The organism is Streptomyces klenkii, from assembly GCF_003626645.1.
Taxonomy (GTDB): domain Bacteria; phylum Actinomycetota; class Actinomycetes; order Streptomycetales; family Streptomycetaceae; genus Streptomyces; species Streptomyces klenkii.
The window spans coordinates 228071-244440 of record NZ_RBAM01000006.1 but is presented as its reverse complement, the minus strand read 5'-3'; the positions used below and the strand labels follow the sequence as shown (position 1 = coordinate 244440).

At 76.9% G+C, this 16370-nt stretch carries 2 protein-coding genes; both read left to right on the top strand.

What is annotated here, in order from left to right; genetic code table 11:
• The first annotated feature begins 21 nt into the window (after positions 1 to 21).
• A complete protein-coding gene (locus D7231_RS16615) occupies positions 22 to 6966 on the top strand; it encodes an SDR family NAD(P)-dependent oxidoreductase (RefSeq protein WP_120756235.1) in 6945 nt (2314 codons plus the stop codon).
• Positions 6963 to 16202, top strand: coding sequence for a type I polyketide synthase (locus tag D7231_RS16610; RefSeq protein WP_120756234.1), 9240 nt, complete (start codon positions 6963 to 6965; stop codon positions 16200 to 16202). The genes D7231_RS16615 and D7231_RS16610 overlap by 4 nt, the downstream gene beginning before the upstream one ends.
• Positions 16203 to 16370: the final 168 nt, after the last annotated feature.

The window sequence follows — 16370 nt, the reverse complement described above, 5'->3', positions numbered from 1 at the left end:
ATGCATGCCGGAAGGAAAGAAATGAAAGCGTTGGACGGCCTGACCTGCACCGTGGTGGTGCGCGGGACCGACCCGGTGCTGCGCGACCACAGGGTGCACGGCACGCGCATCCTGCCCGGCGTGTCGTTCCTCGACATGATCTACCGGATCCTGCGCGCCCGCGGCGTGGACACCGACCGGGCCGAGCTGCGCCGCGTGCTGTTCCGCAACCCCGTCGCCGCAGGGCCGGAGTTCGACACCGAGCTGCGGATCGCGTTCGCGGCGGACGGCGACGGCTACCGGGTGTCGGTCACCGGCACCCGCCGCCCGTCGGGCGAGGCCGAGCCGGTGCTGGACTGCCGGCTGCACCTCGGCGTGCCCTTCCCGGAGGAGTCCGTCGACCTGGCCGCGCTGCGCCGGGCGCCGCACACCGCGGACATGGCGGACCTGTACGCGCTCGTGCGGGGGACCGGCATCGAGCACGGCGACTTCATGATGGCCCGCGGCACCCTGCACGTCGGCGACGGCGAGCTGCTGGCCGACCTGTCCCTGAGCCCGCAGGCCGCGGCCTACGCCGGCTACTTCCACCTGCACCCGGCCGCGCTGGACTCCTCGACGCTGCTGCCCACGCAGTTCGCCGTGGCCGGCGCCGGCACGGCCGCGCGGCCGTACATCCCCATGCTCATCGAGTCGTTCCGGGCCCGGGGCCCGGTCGGCGCCCGCACCCTGGTGCACGCCGTCCCGCCCCGCCCGGCCGGCCCGGACGGCGACCTGACCACGTGCGACCTGCGCTTCCTCGACACGGACGGCGGCGTCCTGCTGTGGTTCCGCGGGCTCACCTCGAAGCGGGTGCGCGATGAGGCCGCCATCACCCGGCTGGACGGCGCGCCCGCGGCGCCGCAGCCGACGGCCGAAACCGTGGTGCGCGAACTGCTCGCCGGGCGCCTCGACCGCGCGGACTTCGACGAGGAGGCGGGGTTCTACGAGCTCGGCCTGGACTCCACCGCGCTGCTGGGCATCTCCGCGGACCTGGAGCGGGCGTACGGCACCGACTTCTCGCCCACGCTGCTCTTCGAGCACAACACCTTCGCCGGCCTGGTCGATCACCTCCGGGACCTCCAGCTGCCCGCGGCCACCGCCGCGCGCCCGGCCGCCGCCGCGCCCGTGCGGCCCGTCGCCGACACGCCCCCGGCGCGGGAACACCCCTCCGAGGTCGTCTGGTTCGAGCCCCGCTGGCGGCCCGCACCGCTGCCGCAGGCCCCGGCCCCGGCCTCCGTCCTGACCGTCGACGCGACGACCTCGCGCGACTGGCCCGCCCTGCTCGCGGCGACCGACGCGTCGGACGTGCTCTGGACGCCGGCCGACCCGCAGGACGTCCTGCGGGAGGCCGTCGACCTGACCGGGTTCGCGGCTGCCCTGCTGCGCACCCGGAAGAAGCAGGTCCGGATCGCCTGTCACCTGCCGGCCGACGCACCGGCCGGCACGGCCGCGGCGATCGCCGGCCTGTTCCGTACGCTCCGCATCGAGCAGCCCGGCGTGCACGCGGCCGTGGTGCGCTCGGCGCACGCGGCCGACGCCCTGGCGGAGCTCGCCGCGGGCGCACCCGACGCGGACGTGCGGTACGAGGCGGGCGGGCGCCGGGTGCGCGAGGTCCGGCCCGTGCCCGCCCCGGACGCACCGGCGAGCCTGCGCGAGCGAGGCGTGTACCTGATCACCGGCGGGCTCGGCGGAGTGGGCCTCGCCCTCGCCCGCCACCTGGCGCGGACCGTACGGGCCCGGCTCGTGCTGTGCGGGCGGACGGCGGCCGAGTCGTCCGTGACCGCGGAGCTGACCGCCCTCGGGGCCGAGGTCGCCGTCGTCGCGGCCGACGTCTCCCGTCCCGAGGGCGTGCGCGCCGCGATCGACCACGCCCTGTCCCGGTTCGGGACGCTCCACGGCGTGGTGCACGCCGCCGGCGTCCTGCGCGACGGGCTGATCGCGGGCAAGAGCGCCGACGACGTGCGCACGGTGCTGGCGCCCAAGGCCGCCGGTGCCCGTCACCTCTACGAGGCGACCCGCCGGCTGGAGCTGGACTTCCTCGTGCTCTGCTCCTCCACGGCCGCCGCGTGGGGCAACCGGGGCCAGGCCGACTACGCCTGCGCCAACGGCTTCCTGGACGGCTTCGCGGAGGACCGGCCCGGCGTCGTGTCGATCGGCTGGCCCGGCTGGGCGGACGGCGGCATGCAGCTCGACGCGGGCGCCCTGCGGAGCATGGGCCTGACGGCCATGGACACGCCGACCGCGGTGGACATCATGCTGCGGGCCGTGGGCAGCGGCCGGCCGCACGCGGTCGCCCTCGTGGGCGACGCGACCAGGATCACCGAGCAGTTCACCCCGGCGGAGCCCGAGGCCGGGCCCGAGTCCGTCGTCCCCGAGCCCGTAGCCCCCGCGCCCGTCGCCGTCGAGGCGGCGCCCCCGTCCGCGCTCCCCGCCGGGGACCCCGGTGACGACGCCATCGCCATCGTCGGGATCAGCGGGCGCTACCCGCAGGCCCGCACCCTCGACGAGTTCTGGGCGAACCTCCGCGACGGCCGCGACAGCATCACCGAGGTGCCCGCCGGCCGCTGGGACCACGGCGCGATCCACACCGACGCCAAGGGCGTCCCCGGCCGTTCGTACGGCAAGTGGGGCGGATTCGTGGACGGCGTCGACGAGTTCGACGCCTCCTTCTTCCACATCTCGCCCAACGAGGCCGCCGTGCTGGACCCCCAGGAGCGGCTGTTCCTCCAGGAGGCGTGGCACGCCTTCGAGGAGGCCGGACACGCGCCCTCGTCCTGGCGCGGGCGCGCCGTCGGCGTGTTCGCGGGCGTGATGTACAACCAGTACCAGCTGCACGGCGTCCGCCCGGAGCCGGGCCTGGTGCCCTCGTCGTTCAGCGCGTCCATCGCCAACCGCGTGTCGTTCTTCCTCGACCTCAAGGGGCCGAGCATCGCCCTCGACACGATGTGCTCCTCATCCCTGACGGCCATCCACCTCGCCGTCGAGGCGATCCGGCGGGGCGAGTGCGAGGCCGCCCTGGCAGGCGGCGTCAACCTGCACGTCCACCCCAACAAGTACCTGCTGCTCAGCCAGTCCTCCTTCCTCTCCACGGACGGCCGCTGCCGCGCCTTCGGCGAGGGCGGGGACGGCTACGTGCCGGGGGAGGGCGTCGGCGTCGTCCTGCTGCGGCCGCTGCGCGACGCGCTGCGCGACGGCGATCACGTGCACGCCGTCATCCGCGGCACGATGCTCAACCACGGCGGCCACACGGGCGGGTTCTCCGTGCCCAGCCCCGTCTCGCAGGCCGCGCTCGTCGAGCGGTCGCTGGCGGCGTCGGGCGTCGACCCGGCCGACATCGGCTACGTCGAGGCGCACGGCACCGGCACCGGCCTCGGCGACCCGATCGAGATCACGGCGCTGGAGCGGGCCTTCGACCGGGCCGGCGCCGGCCGGGGCCCCTGGCCCATCGGCTCCGTCAAGTCCAACGTCGGACACCTGGAGTCCGCGGCGGGCATCGCCGCGGTCACCAAGGTGCTGCTCCAGATGCGCCACCGGCAGCTGGTGCCCTCCCTGCACGCCGAACCGCTCAACCCGGCCGTGGACTGGGCCGGTTCGCGCTTCCGCGTCCAGCGCGCCACCGAGCCGTGGACCGCGCGCGAGGGCGCACCGCTGACCGCGGCCATCAGCTCCTTCGGCGCGGGCGGCGCCAACGCCCACGTGGTGCTGGCCGAGCGGCCGGCCCCCGAGCCCGCGCCGGAACCGGCCCGGCCCCGGCTGTTCGTGCTCTCCGCCAAGGACGCCGGCCGGCTGGACGAGCAGGTCACCGAGCTGCTCGCCCACCTGGAGCGGGCCGGCGGCGCCGACGTCACCGCAGCCCTGGACGGGCTCCTGACCGAGGCCGCGGGCTTCCCCGCCGACCCCCGGGAGCCGCTGGCCGAACTGGGCCTGGACTACCCGCAGCTGTCCGCCCTGGCGCAGCGCATCGAGGAGGTCTTCGGCGTCCGGCTGCCCGTCGACGGCAGCACCACCCCCGCCGACCTGGCGGGCAAGCTCGCCGCGACGGCCCCGCCCGTGGACCCCGCGGCCCTCGCCTTCACCCTCTGGGCCGGACGCGACCACCTCGACGAGCGGCTCGCCGTCGTCGCCACCACGACCGGCGAGCTCGCCGAGGCCCTGCGCACCGGCGAGGGCTGCCACCGCGGCCGGCGGCGACGCGCGGCCGCACCGGCCGCCGGGGACGACCTGCACGCCCTGGCCCGCGCCTGGGCCGGGGGCGCCGAGATCACCGTCCCCGCGCCCGCACACCCGCGCCGGCTCTCCCTGCCCGGCTACCCGTTCGCCCGCGACCGGCACTGGATCGACACCGCCCCGGCGGCGACCGGCCCGGTGCCCGCGACCGGCCCGGCGGCGCTCGCCGAGCTCGTGGAGCTGCCCGACCGGCACGTGTTCGCCACCCGGATCAGCACGGCGGACCAGCCGTGGCTGGCCGACCACACCGTGGACGGCACCGTGCTCCTGCCCGGGACGTACTTCGTCGACCTGGCCCTGCACGCCGGAGCACGGCTCGGCGCTCCCCGCATCGAGGAACTCGTCACCCACACACCGCTGCCGGCGGCCGCCGCCGAACTGCGCCTCGTCGTCGCCCCGCCCTCGGCGGACGGACGGCGCACCTTCGACATCCACTCCCGCCCGGCCGCGGACACCGCCTGGACCGCTCACGTGACGGGCACCCTCGCACCCGCCCCCGAGGCCGCCCCGGAGACGGCGCCCCTGCCCGGTGACGCCGAGGAACTCGACGTCACCCGGCTCTACGAGACGCTCTCCGGGTACGGGCCCGGCTTCCAGGGCCTGCGCCGCGCCTGGCGCACCGCCGACGCGGTCTACGCCGACGTCGTCGTGCCCCACGGCGACGCCGGGCCGCACGGCCTGCACCCGGTGCTGCTCGACGCCGCCCTGCACACGGTGGCCCTCGCCTCGACCCTCGACGGCGACCGCCCCTACCTGCCCTTCGCCTGGTCCGGCGTGCGCGTCCACGCCCCGGGCGCGACCGCCGCCCGGGTCCGGGTCGCCCACCTCAGGGCCGACACGGTCGAGGTCCGCCTCACGGACCGCTCGGGAGCCCCCGTGGCGACCGTCGACTCGGTCGTGCTCCGTCAGGCGGGCGCCCCCGCCGACCCGCTCCACCGCATCGCGTGGGTGCCCGTCGACGCCTCCGGCACGCAGCCGCACGCGCGCTACGCGGTCGTCGGACCGGACCCGGACGGCGCCGGCACCGCCCTGGAGGCGTCGGGCGCCGAGGTGACCCGCGTACCGGACCTCGCCGCCCTGACGGACGTGCCCCCGGTGGTCGTCCTGCCCGTCGTCTCCGGCGGACCCACGGCGGCCGAAGCCCGCACGCTCACCGGCCGGGTGCTCGGCCTGCTCCAGGAGTGGCTGGCCGGAGACCGTTTCGCGGACTCCCGGCTGGTCCTCGTCACCACCCGCCCCGACCCGGCCACCGCCGCGGCCTGGGGCCTGGTGGGCTCCGCCCAGTCCGAACACCCCGGGCGCTTCACGCTCGTCGAGGCGGACGACCTCGCAGCGCTGCCCCGCGCGCTCGGCACCGGCGAACCACGGCTGTCGCTGAGCGGGGGAGCCGTCCGGGGCGCCCGCCTGGTCCGCACCCCGGTGACGGCGGCCGCGGCCGCCGCCGGGCCGCGCCGCCACGGCACGGTGCTCGTCACCGGCGCGAGCGGCGCGCTCGCCGCTCCGGTGGTCCGCCACCTCGTCGAACGGCACGGCGTACGCGACGTGCTGCTGGTCAGCCGCAGCGGGCGGCTCCCGGCGGGCCTGGACGGCCTGGAGGCCCCGGACGCCCGGATCGAAGCCGCCGCGTGCGACGTGGCCGACCGCACGGCCCTCGCCGCACTGCTGGCAGACCGTCAGGTGACGATGGCGGTCCACGCCGCGGGCGTGCTCGACGACGGCGTCGTCACCGCCCTCGACGCCGAGCGCCTCGACCGCGTGCTGCGGCCCAAGGCCGACGGCGCCGCGCACCTGCACGACCTGCTGCCGGACGCCGAACTGGTGCTCTTCTCCTCCGTGGCGGGCGTGCTGGGCGGCCCCGGACAGGGCAACTACGCGGCGGCCAACGCCTTCCTGGACGCCCTAGCCCGGGACCGTGTCCGAAACGGCGGCAAGGCCGTCTCCGTGGCCTGGGGACCGTGGGCGGTCGAGGACGGCATGGCCGCCGACCGCGAACGGCTCACGCGCGGGGGCATCGAGGCGCTGCCGGCCGACGCCGCGCTGCGCCTGCTCGACGCCGCCCTCGACGGCGAGCACCCGGCGGTCACCGCCGTGCGGCTCGTCCCCGGACCGGCCGCCGGTGCCGTACCGCACGTCCTGCGCGAGCTCGTGGCGCCGGCGCAGGCCGCGGCCGCGGCCGTTCCCGAGGCCGGCCCCGGCCTGGCCGGCCTCGGCCCCGACGAGCGGCGCGCCCGGCTCTCGACACTGGTCCGGCAGCACGCCGCGGCCGTGCTCGGCTACTCCGGAGCCGCGGCGATCGACTCCGACCGCTCGTTCCAGGAGCTGGGCTTCGACTCGCTGAGCTCCATCGAGTTCCGCAACCGGCTGGGCGCGGCCCTGGGCCTGTCCCTGGAGGCCACGCTGGTCTTCGACCACCCCACCCCGGCCGACCTGGTCGCCCACCTCGACGAGCGGTTCGCCGGCGAGTCCGGGGCGAGCGACCTGGAGGGCCTCCTGGAGGCCTTCGACCGCATGGCCGCCGCGCTCACCGCCGCGGCGGCTGACGACCCGGACCGCGGCCGCGCCGCGGACCGCGTCCGCGGCCTGCTCGACAGGCTCGCACCGCGGACCGCACCGGCCCCGGCCGGACCCACCGTCGACACCGCCACGGACGACGAAATCTTCAACCTGATCGACACCGAGCTCGGCACCCCCCTGCCGGGGCTGGAGGACCACACCCGATGACGAACGAGGACAAGCTCCGCGACTACCTGCGGCGGGTCACCTCCGAACTCCAGTCGGCCCGGCAGCGGCTGCGCGACGTCCAGGACCGGGCCGCCGAGCCGATCGCGATCGTCGGCATGGCGTGCCACTACCCCGGCGGCGTCGCCTCGCCCGAAGACCTCTGGACGCTCGTCGCCGAGGGGCGCGACGGCATCACCCCCTCCCCGCGCGACCGCGGCTGGGACCTGGACGCCCTGCACCACCCCGACCCCGACCACCCGGGGACGACCTACGTCCGCGAGGGCGGCTTCCTGCACGACGCGGCCGCCTTCGACGCGGGGTTCTTCGGCATCTCGCCGAAGGAGGCCCTGCACACCGACCCCCAGCAGCGGCTGATCCTCCAGACCTCCTGGGAGGCCGTCGAGCGGGCGGGCCTGGACCCGGCGAGCCTGCGCGAGAGCCGCACCGGCGTCTTCACCGGCGTCATGCACCACGACTACCCCGGCGCCCAGGGGGCGGGCAGCGTCATCTCCGGGCGCGTGGCGTACCAGCTCGGCCTGCGCGGCCCCGCCATCACGGTGGACACCGCCTGCTCGTCGTCCCTGGTCGCCCTCCACCTGGCCGTGCGCGCGCTGCGCCGCGGCGAGTGCGACACGGCCCTCGTCGGCGGTGCGACCGTGATGGCCACGCCCACCGCCTTCGTGGAGTTCAGCCGCCAGCGCGGCCTGGCGCCCGACGGCCGCTGCAAGCCCTTCGCCGCCGCGGCCGACGGCACGGCCTGGTCCGAGGGCGTCGGCGTGCTGGTCGTCGAGCGCCTCTCGGACGCGCTGGCCGCCGGCCACCGGGTGCTGGCCGTCGTCCGCGGCACCGCCGTCAACTCCGACGGCGCCAGCAACGGCCTCACCGCGCCCAACGGCCCCGCGCAGCAGCGCGTCATCCGCGAGGCCCTGGCGGACGCCGGCCTCGCGCCCGGGCAGGTCGGTGCCGTGGAGGCCCACGGCACCGGCACCCCGCTCGGCGACCCGGTCGAGGCCCAGGCCGTGCTCGCCGTCTACGGCAAGCAGCGCACCGAGCCCCTGCGCCTGGGATCCGTCAAGGGCAACCTCGGCCACACCCAGGCCGCCGCCGGTGTCGCCGGGATCATCAAGATGGTCATGGCCATGCACCACGGCGTGCTGCCCCGGACCCCGCACCTGGACGCCCCCACCCCGTACGTGGACTGGGCGGCCGGCGCCGTGGAACTCCTGGCCGACGACGTGCCCTGGCCCGCGGGCGACGCACCCCGCCGGGCGGCCGTCTCCTCGTTCGGAGTCAGCGGCACCAACGCCCACGTGGTCCTTGAAGAGCCGCCCGCGGCGGAGGAGCCGGCCGGGGACCCGGCGGCGCAGGACGCGCCGGGCCCGTGGGCCTGGCCGCTGTCCGGCCGGTCGGAAGCCGGGCTGCGCGCCCAGGCCGGATCCCTGGCCGCCTTCCTCGCCGGCCGTCCGGAACTCCACCCCCGTGACGTCGCCTTCTCCCTGGCCACCACCCGCGCCGCGCACGAGCACCGCGCCGTCGTCCTCGGACACAACCGTTCCGAGCTGCTGTCCGCCCTGGCCGAACTCGCCGGGGGCAGGCCCTCGCCGGCCGTGGTGGAGGGCACCACCGGACCGGCGGGCACCGTGGCCTTCCTCTTCCCCGGCCAGGGCTCGCAGTGGCGGGAGATGGCCGTGCGCCTGCTGGAGACCGACGAGGTCTTCCGCGAGCGGATCGCGGCCTGCGAGGCCGCCCTCGCCCCGCACACCGACTTCGACCTGCGGGCCGTCCTGCGCGGTGAACAAGACCTCGACCGCGTCGACGTCGTCCAGCCCACCCTGTTCGCCGTCATGGTGGCCCTCGCCGAGGTGTGGCGCTCGCGCGGCATCCACCCCGCGGCCGTCGCCGGCCACAGCCAGGGCGAGATCGCCGCCGCCTGCGTCGCCGGTGCGCTCACGCTCGAGGACGCCGCCCGCGTGGTCGCCCTGCGCAGCAAGGCCCTGACGGCGATATCCGGACGCGGCGGCATGATGTCGCTCGCGCTGCCCGCCGACGACGCCCGGGCCCGGCTGAGCCGCTGGGACGGCCGGCTGTCCCTGGCCGCCGTCAACGGCGCGGGCTCCGTGGTCGTCTCCGGCGACGACGACGCCCTTGACGAACTCCTCGCCGCCTGCGAGGCCGACGGCGTGCGGGCCCGCCGCGTCGACGTCGACTACGCCTCCCACAGCGCCCACGTGGAGGCCGTCCGCGAGCAGGTGCTGGAGGCCCTCGCGCCCGTGCGCCCCCGCGCCCCCCTGGTGCCCTTCTTCTCCACCGTGGACGGCCGCTGGATCGACGGCGACGACGCCGCGGCGTTCGACGCCGGCTACTGGTACCGCAACCTGCGCGAGACGGTGCGCTTCGACGAGGCCGTCACCGCCCTCGTCGAGCGCGGCTGCACCACCCTGCTGGAAGTCAGCCCCCACCCCGTGGTCACCACCGGCGTCCAGGAGACCGTCGACGCCCTCGGCACCGACACCGCCGTCGCCCACACCCTGCGCCGCGACGAGGGAGGCCCGGAACAGCTCCTCGCCTCTCTCGCCCAGCTGCACGTGGGGGGCGTACGGCCCGACTGGTCCGCCGTGTGGCCCGGCGCCCGCCGCGTCGAGCTGCCCACCACCGCGTTCGTCACCGAGCCGTACTGGCTGCGCACCGCCGCCGGAGCCGGCGACGTGACCGCGCTGGGCCTCGACACCGTCGGCCACCCCGTCCTGCGCGCCGCCCTGCCGGTCGCCGACGGGCAGGTGCTGACCGGGACGCTGTCCCTCGCCGCCCAGCCCTGGCTCGCCGACCACACCGTGGAGGGCCACGTGGTCGTGCCCGGCGCGGCGCTCGCGGAACTGGTCTCCCGGGCCGCCGACGAAGCCGGGTGCGCGGTCGTCGACCAGCTCACCCTGCTCACCCCGGTCGTCCTGCCCGACGACGCCGACGTCCGGCTGCGCGTCGACGTCACCGAAGCGGCCGGGGACGGCTCCCGCGGACTGACGCTGCACGCCCGCACCGGAGCCGGCCAGTGGACCACCCACGCCACCGCCGTCCTGCGGCCCGCCGGCGACGACGCCCCGCCCGCCCCCGCCGCCTGGCCGCCGCCCGGCGCCCGGCCGCTCGACGTCGAAGAGCTGTACGCGCGCCTCGCGGAGGCGGGCCTGGCGTACGGCCCCGCCTTCCGCGGCGTACGGGCCCTGTGGCGGGGCGCCGACGGCGACCTGTTCGCCGAGGTCGTACTGCCCGGCACCGGCGAACCCGGCGACTTCACCCTCCACCCGGCCCTGCTCGACGCGTGCCTGCACCCCGTGGCGCTCGGCGACTTCCTCACCGGGCAGCAGGGCCCGGCCGGCGAACCGGCCCGCCCCTCCCTGCCGTTCGAGTGGCAGGGCCTGCGCGTCCACGCCGCCGGCGCGAACAGCGTCCGCGTCACCCTGTCCGCCGCCGGCCCCGACGCCGTGCGCCTCGCCCTCACCGACCCCTCCGGAGCACCGGTCGCCTCCGTGGACAGCCTGGTGCTCCGCGAACTCCCCGACGGCGCCCTCACCCGCCCCGACCGCGGCGACCTGCTGCTGCCGGTGCAGGTGCCCCGGCCCCTGCCCGGCGGCGCGGCGGACGGCTACGCCGTACGCGACGCCGGGCTCGCCGCGCTGCTGAGGAAGCAGCCCACGCAGGACGCCGCCCGGTACGTCCTCGTCCCGGCCCCCGCCGGCGATCCCGCCGCCGCGGTGGCCGGGGCGCTCCGCCTCGTCGGCGACTGGGTGACGGACGAACAGAACGCCGAGTCGGCCCTCGTCGTGGTCACGCGCCGGGTCCTCGACGACGTGGCCCAGGCCGCCGTCGCCGGACTCGTACGCTCCGCCCAGCTCGAACACCCCGACCGCTTCCTGCTGCTCGACCTGGCCGACGACGAGGACGCCACCCTCGCCGCGATCCCCGCGGCGCTGGCCACCGGCGAACCGCAACTCGCCCTGGCCTCGGGCCTCCTGCGCGTGCCCCGGCTGACCCGCGCCGCCCCGGCCGACGGCGGGGCCGGCGACCTCGGCAGGACCCTGATCACCGGAGCCTCCGGAACACTGGGGCAGCTCGTCGCCCTGCACCTCGTCCACACGCACGGCGTGCGGGAGCTGGTCCTGGCCGCCCGGCGCGGCCCCGACGCGCCCGGCATGGCCGAACTCACCGCCGAACTGAGCGGGGCCGGCGCAACCGTCGAGGTCGTCGCCTGCGACGTCGCCGACCGCACGGCACTGGCCGCGCTGACCGACGGCGCGGACTTCGCCACGGTCGTCCACGCCGCCGGCGTCCTCGACGACGGCCTGGTCACCGACCTGACCCCGGAGCGCCTCCAGCGCGTGCTGGACCCCAAGCTCGCCGCGGCGCAGCACCTGCACGAGCTGCTGCCCACGGCACGCCTGGTGCTCTTCTCCTCCGCCGTGGGCGTCCTCGGCGGCCTCGGCCAGGCCAACTACGCCGCCGCCAACGCCGGACTCGACGCCCTGGCCCGGCTGCGCCACGCCCAAGGCCTGCCCGGCGTCTCGCTCGCCTGGGGCCTGTGGGACGCCACCAGCCGGATGACCGACGGCGTCGACCGGGACCGCTTCGCCGGCTCCGGGTTCCTCCCGCTGCCGAGCCCCGACGGGCTGGCCGCGCTCGACGCCGCCCTGGCCTCGGACGAACCCGTGCTCGCCCCGATCCGGCTCGACACGACGGCCCTGCGCGCCCAGGGGGAGGCCGTGCCCGCCCCGCTGCGCGACCTGCTCGGCGCGCCGGCGCGCCGCAGCGCCGCCCCGGGCGGACCGGCCGGCGGCTCCGAACTCGCCCTCCGCCTCGCCGGCAAGTCCGAGAACGACCGGCACCGCACCCTGCTCGACCTGGTGACCGGCCACGCCGCCGCCGTCCTCGGGCACGCTTCGCCCGACCTGGTCGACCCCGCGCGGGCGTTCAAGGACGCCGGGTTCGGGTCGCTCAGCGCCGTCGAACTGCGCAACCGGCTGGCCGCCGCCACCGGCCTGCGGCTGCCCGCCACCCTGGTCTTCAGCCACCCCAGCCCGGAGGCGCTGGCACGCCACCTGGACGAACTGCTCGCGGGAGCCGCCCCGGCGACCGCCGCGGCGCCGTCCGCCGGAACCCCGGCCGACGCCGACGACCCCGTCGTCCTCGTGGGCATCGGCTGCCGGCTCCCCGGCGGCATCCGCACCCCGGACGAGCTGTGGGACCTGCTGACCGCCGAACGCGACGGCATCGGGGAGTTCCCCGAGGACCGCGGCTGGCCGCTGGAGCGCCTCTACAACCCCGATCCCGCGGCCGCCGGGAGCTCCTACACCCGGCACGGCGGCTTCATGACCGGCGCGACCGCCTTCGACGCGGCCTTCTTCGGCGTGTCACCCCGCGAGGCCGTCGCCATGGACCCCCAGCAGCGGGTCCTGCTGGAAACGGTGTGGGAGGCCTGCGAGGACGCCGGCATCGACCCCGCCACGCTCCGCGGCACCCGCACCGGCGTGTACGTGGGCGCCATGTACCAGGACTACGGCCGCCTCCTGGAGACCGCGGCCGCCGAGGGCTTCCTCGCCCCCGGCGTCGGCGGCGGCGTGCTGTCCGGCCGCGTGGCGTACACGTACGGCCTGGAGGGCCCGACGGTCACCGTCGACACGGCGTGCTCGTCGTCGCTGACCGCCCTCCACCTGGCCGCCCAGGCCGTACGGGCGGGGGAGTGCGACCTCGCGCTCGCCGGCGGCGTCACCGTGCTCTCCACCCCCGCGTCCTTCGTCGAGTTCAGCGCCCAGCGCGGACTGGCCGCCGACGGCCGGTGCAAGCCCTTCGCGGCCGCCGCCGACGGCACGGCCCTGGGCGAGGGCGTCGGCGTGGTGCTCGTCGAGCGCCTGTCCCGGGCCCGCGCGCTCGGCCACGAGGTGCTGGCCGTCCTGCGCGCCAGCGCGCTCAACTCCGACGGAGCGAGCAACGGCCTCACGGCCCCCAACGGCCGCGCCCAGGAACGGGTGATGCGCGCGGCACTCGCCGCCGGCGGCCTGCGGCCCGCCGACGTGGCCGCCGTCGAGGCGCACGGCACGGGAACGCCGCTGGGCGACCCCATCGAGGCGGAGTCCGTCCTGGCGGTCTACGGCCAGGACCGGCCCGCGCCGCTGTGGCTCGGCTCGCTCAAGTCGAACCTGGGCCACGTCCAGGCGGCGGCCGGCATCGCCGGCGTCATCAAGGCCGTCCTGGCAATCCGGCACGGACTGCTTCCGCGCAGCCTCCACATCGACGAGCCCTCGCCGCACGTCGACTGGACCACGGGCGACGTCTCCCTGCTCACCTCGGCGCAGCCCTGGCCCGAGCAGCCCGGGCCGCGGCGCATGGGCGTCTCCTCGTTCGGCATCAGCGGCACCAACGTGCACGTGGTCGTCGAGCAGGCACCGGCCCCCACGGCCGGCGACGCGCCGCTGCCCGCCCTCGGGAACGAGCCGTGGCTGCTGTCCGCGCGCTCCGAGGACACGCTGCGGGCGCAGGCCCGGCGGCTGCTCGGGACGGACACCTCCGACACGGCCGCCGTGGCGCGAGCCCTGGCCACCACCCGGGCCGCCCACCGCCACCGGGCCGTGGTGACCGGCGCCGGCGAGCAGGCGCTGCGCGCGGGCCTGGAAGCCCTCGCCGCAGGCCGCACCGCCGACGGCCTGAAGCGGGCCCGCGCCGGCAGTCAGCGGCTCGCGCTGCTGTTCACCGGCCAGGGCAGCCAGCTGCCGGGCATGGGACGAGGGCTGTACGAGACGTTCCCCGCGTACGCCGACGCCTTCGACGAGGTGTGCGGGCACTTCAAGGACGCCGGCCTGGACACCGGGCTGCGCGAGGCGGTCTTCGAGCGCGAGGACCTGCTCGACCGCACCGCGTACACCCAGGCGGCACTGTTCGCCCTCCAGACGGCCCAGTTCGCACTGCTGACATCGTGGGGCGTCACGCCCGACGCCCTGATCGGCCACTCCATCGGCGAGCTGTCCGCCGCCGGCGCCTCGGGCCTGCTCTCCCTCGGCGACGCCGCCACGCTCGTGGCCGCCCGCGGCCGTGCCCTGGGCACGCTTCCCGCCACCGGGGCGATGGTGTCCGTACGGGCGACCGAGGAAGAGGTGCTCGCCGCGCTGGACGGCCGCTCCGGCACCGTGGAGATCGCGGCCGTCAACGGCCCCCGGGCCGTCGTCCTGTCCGGGGACGAGGACGCCGTGCTCGCCGTCGCCCGGGACCTGGAAGAGCGCGGGCACCGGACCCGCAGGCTGCGCGTGGGCGTCGCCTTCCACTCCGCCCACGTCGACCCGGCGCTCGAGGAGTTCCGGGCGGTCGCCGCGACCATGAGGTTCGGACGGGCCCGCATTCCCCTGATCTCCACCGTCCGGACCGACCACGCCCCCGGCACCGCGGACTACTGGGTGGACCAGCTGCGCCGCCCCGTCCGCTTCGCCGACGCCGTCGCCCGGGCGCACGAGACCGGTACCACCGCCTTCCTGGAAGCCGGCCCCGACGCCGTCCTGGCACCGGCAGCCGAAGCGTGCCTTCCGGAGAGTCCGGTCCGCCCGGTCTCCCTGCTGCGCCGCGACCGCGACGACGTCCGCACCGCCACCGAGGCCCTGGGCCTCCTGCACACCCACGGCGTGGACGTCGACTGGAAGGCCGTTTACGCGGACCGGCCCGTGGGCGCGGTGCGGTTGCCGAAGTACGCCTTCGCCGACCGCACCTACTGGCCGGCCCCGGCCGTGCCGGAGCCCGCGCCCGTCCCCGCGGCCGCGCCCGTTCCCGCGCCCGTTCCGGGGCCCGTTTCCGCTCCCGCGGAGGCTCCGGCGCTCGATTCGTTCTGGTCGGCCGTCGACGGCGCGGACGTCGCAGCCGCCCTCGGCCTGCTCGATCTCCAGGGTGACGCGACACCGGCCCAGGTGCTCGCGGCGCTCGGCCGGCTGCGGTCCGGCGTGACGCCTCCGCTCCTGGAGGCGGCCCGCTGGCGGCAGGTGCCGGACGCGACCGCTCCGGCGCTCCCGTACGACGTGCTGCTGCTCGTTCCCTCCAAGGGCGACGACGACCTGGCCGACGCCCTCGCCGGCTCCCTCGTCCGGCACGGCGCCCGCGTCCGCACCGGCGGGGAAGGACGGGCGGACCTCGTCGTGGCGCTTCCGGGCACCGAACCCGCCGCCGAGCCCGGCGTGCCCCGCTGGGTGCTCAGCAACGGCGGCCCCGTCCCCGCGTGCGAGCACGTCGTGTTCGTCCCGGAGAAGACCGACGCCCTCGCCCGGACCCGGCTCTGCGCGGCGCTCGCCGGCGGCCTGCGGGAGACGTGGATCCGCCCCGACGGCATGTTCGTGCGCGAGTACGAGCCGGTGGATCCGGCCGGCCCGTGGCAGCCTCGGGGCGACGTCCTGGTGGCCGGCCCCGCGGACGCGCTGACCGAGGCGACGGCCGACGCCGTGCTGCGGTCCGGCGCCCGCTTGCTGGTGGCCGGCGGCGTGCCCTGCCCGCCCGGCGCCGCCGAGTTCGGCACGGCCGGGGACACGGCGCGGCTCACGGCGGCCGTCGTCCGTGCGGGCAGCGGATTCGAGGACGTGGAAGCGTCCCGGGTGGCGCTGGTGTCGGTCGGCGGCCTCCTGCCCGCGCCGGAGCGGGAAGCCGGCCGGGACGGCGGCACGACGCTCGTGACGGTGGTCGACCCCGGCCTCGACCCGCGCGCCGCCGCGGCCGGCCTGCTCCGCGCCATGGCCGGCGACGAGCCGGCCGTACGACTCGTCGCCGCGGACCGGGACGCGGACGCGGACCTTCCGGCATCGGCCACCACCGGAGAGGAGTCGCTCCCCGCGGAGCAGCCTCAGGCCGAGGAGCCTCAGGCCGAGCAGCCTCAGGTTGAGGAGCCTCAGGTTGAGGAGCCGGCGGCCGGGACTCCGCAGGAGCAGGGCTCCGCACTGCGGGCGGTCCTGGTGAAGCTGCCCCGGGAAGAGTGGCCGGAGGCCGTACTGGACGGCGTGCGAGGGCTCGCGGCCGCCGTGCTGGGCCACGAGTCCGCGTCGGAGATCGGCACCGAGGACGAGTTCTTCGACCTCGGCCTGACCTCGGTCGCGGCACTCGAACTCCGCGACCACCTCACCACGCTGACCGGTCTGGAGTGGCCCGCGGACGTCCTCTACGAGTGCCCGACCCCCCGCGTCCTGACCGACTTCGTGGTCGAGCGGCTGATCGCGGACATGGGCTGAGCCCCCGCCGCAACGAACGGGAGCCCGTCCTCGCAGAAGCGCGAGGACGGGCTCCCGTCGTCAATCCGTAGCGTTCCCGGTGCCCTCCCCGGGCAGCCGTGGCTAGCGTCCACCCTGCCGGTTCGCGGCGGCGGTCACCGTCATGCCGTGGCATCCCCGCGGGAGGAC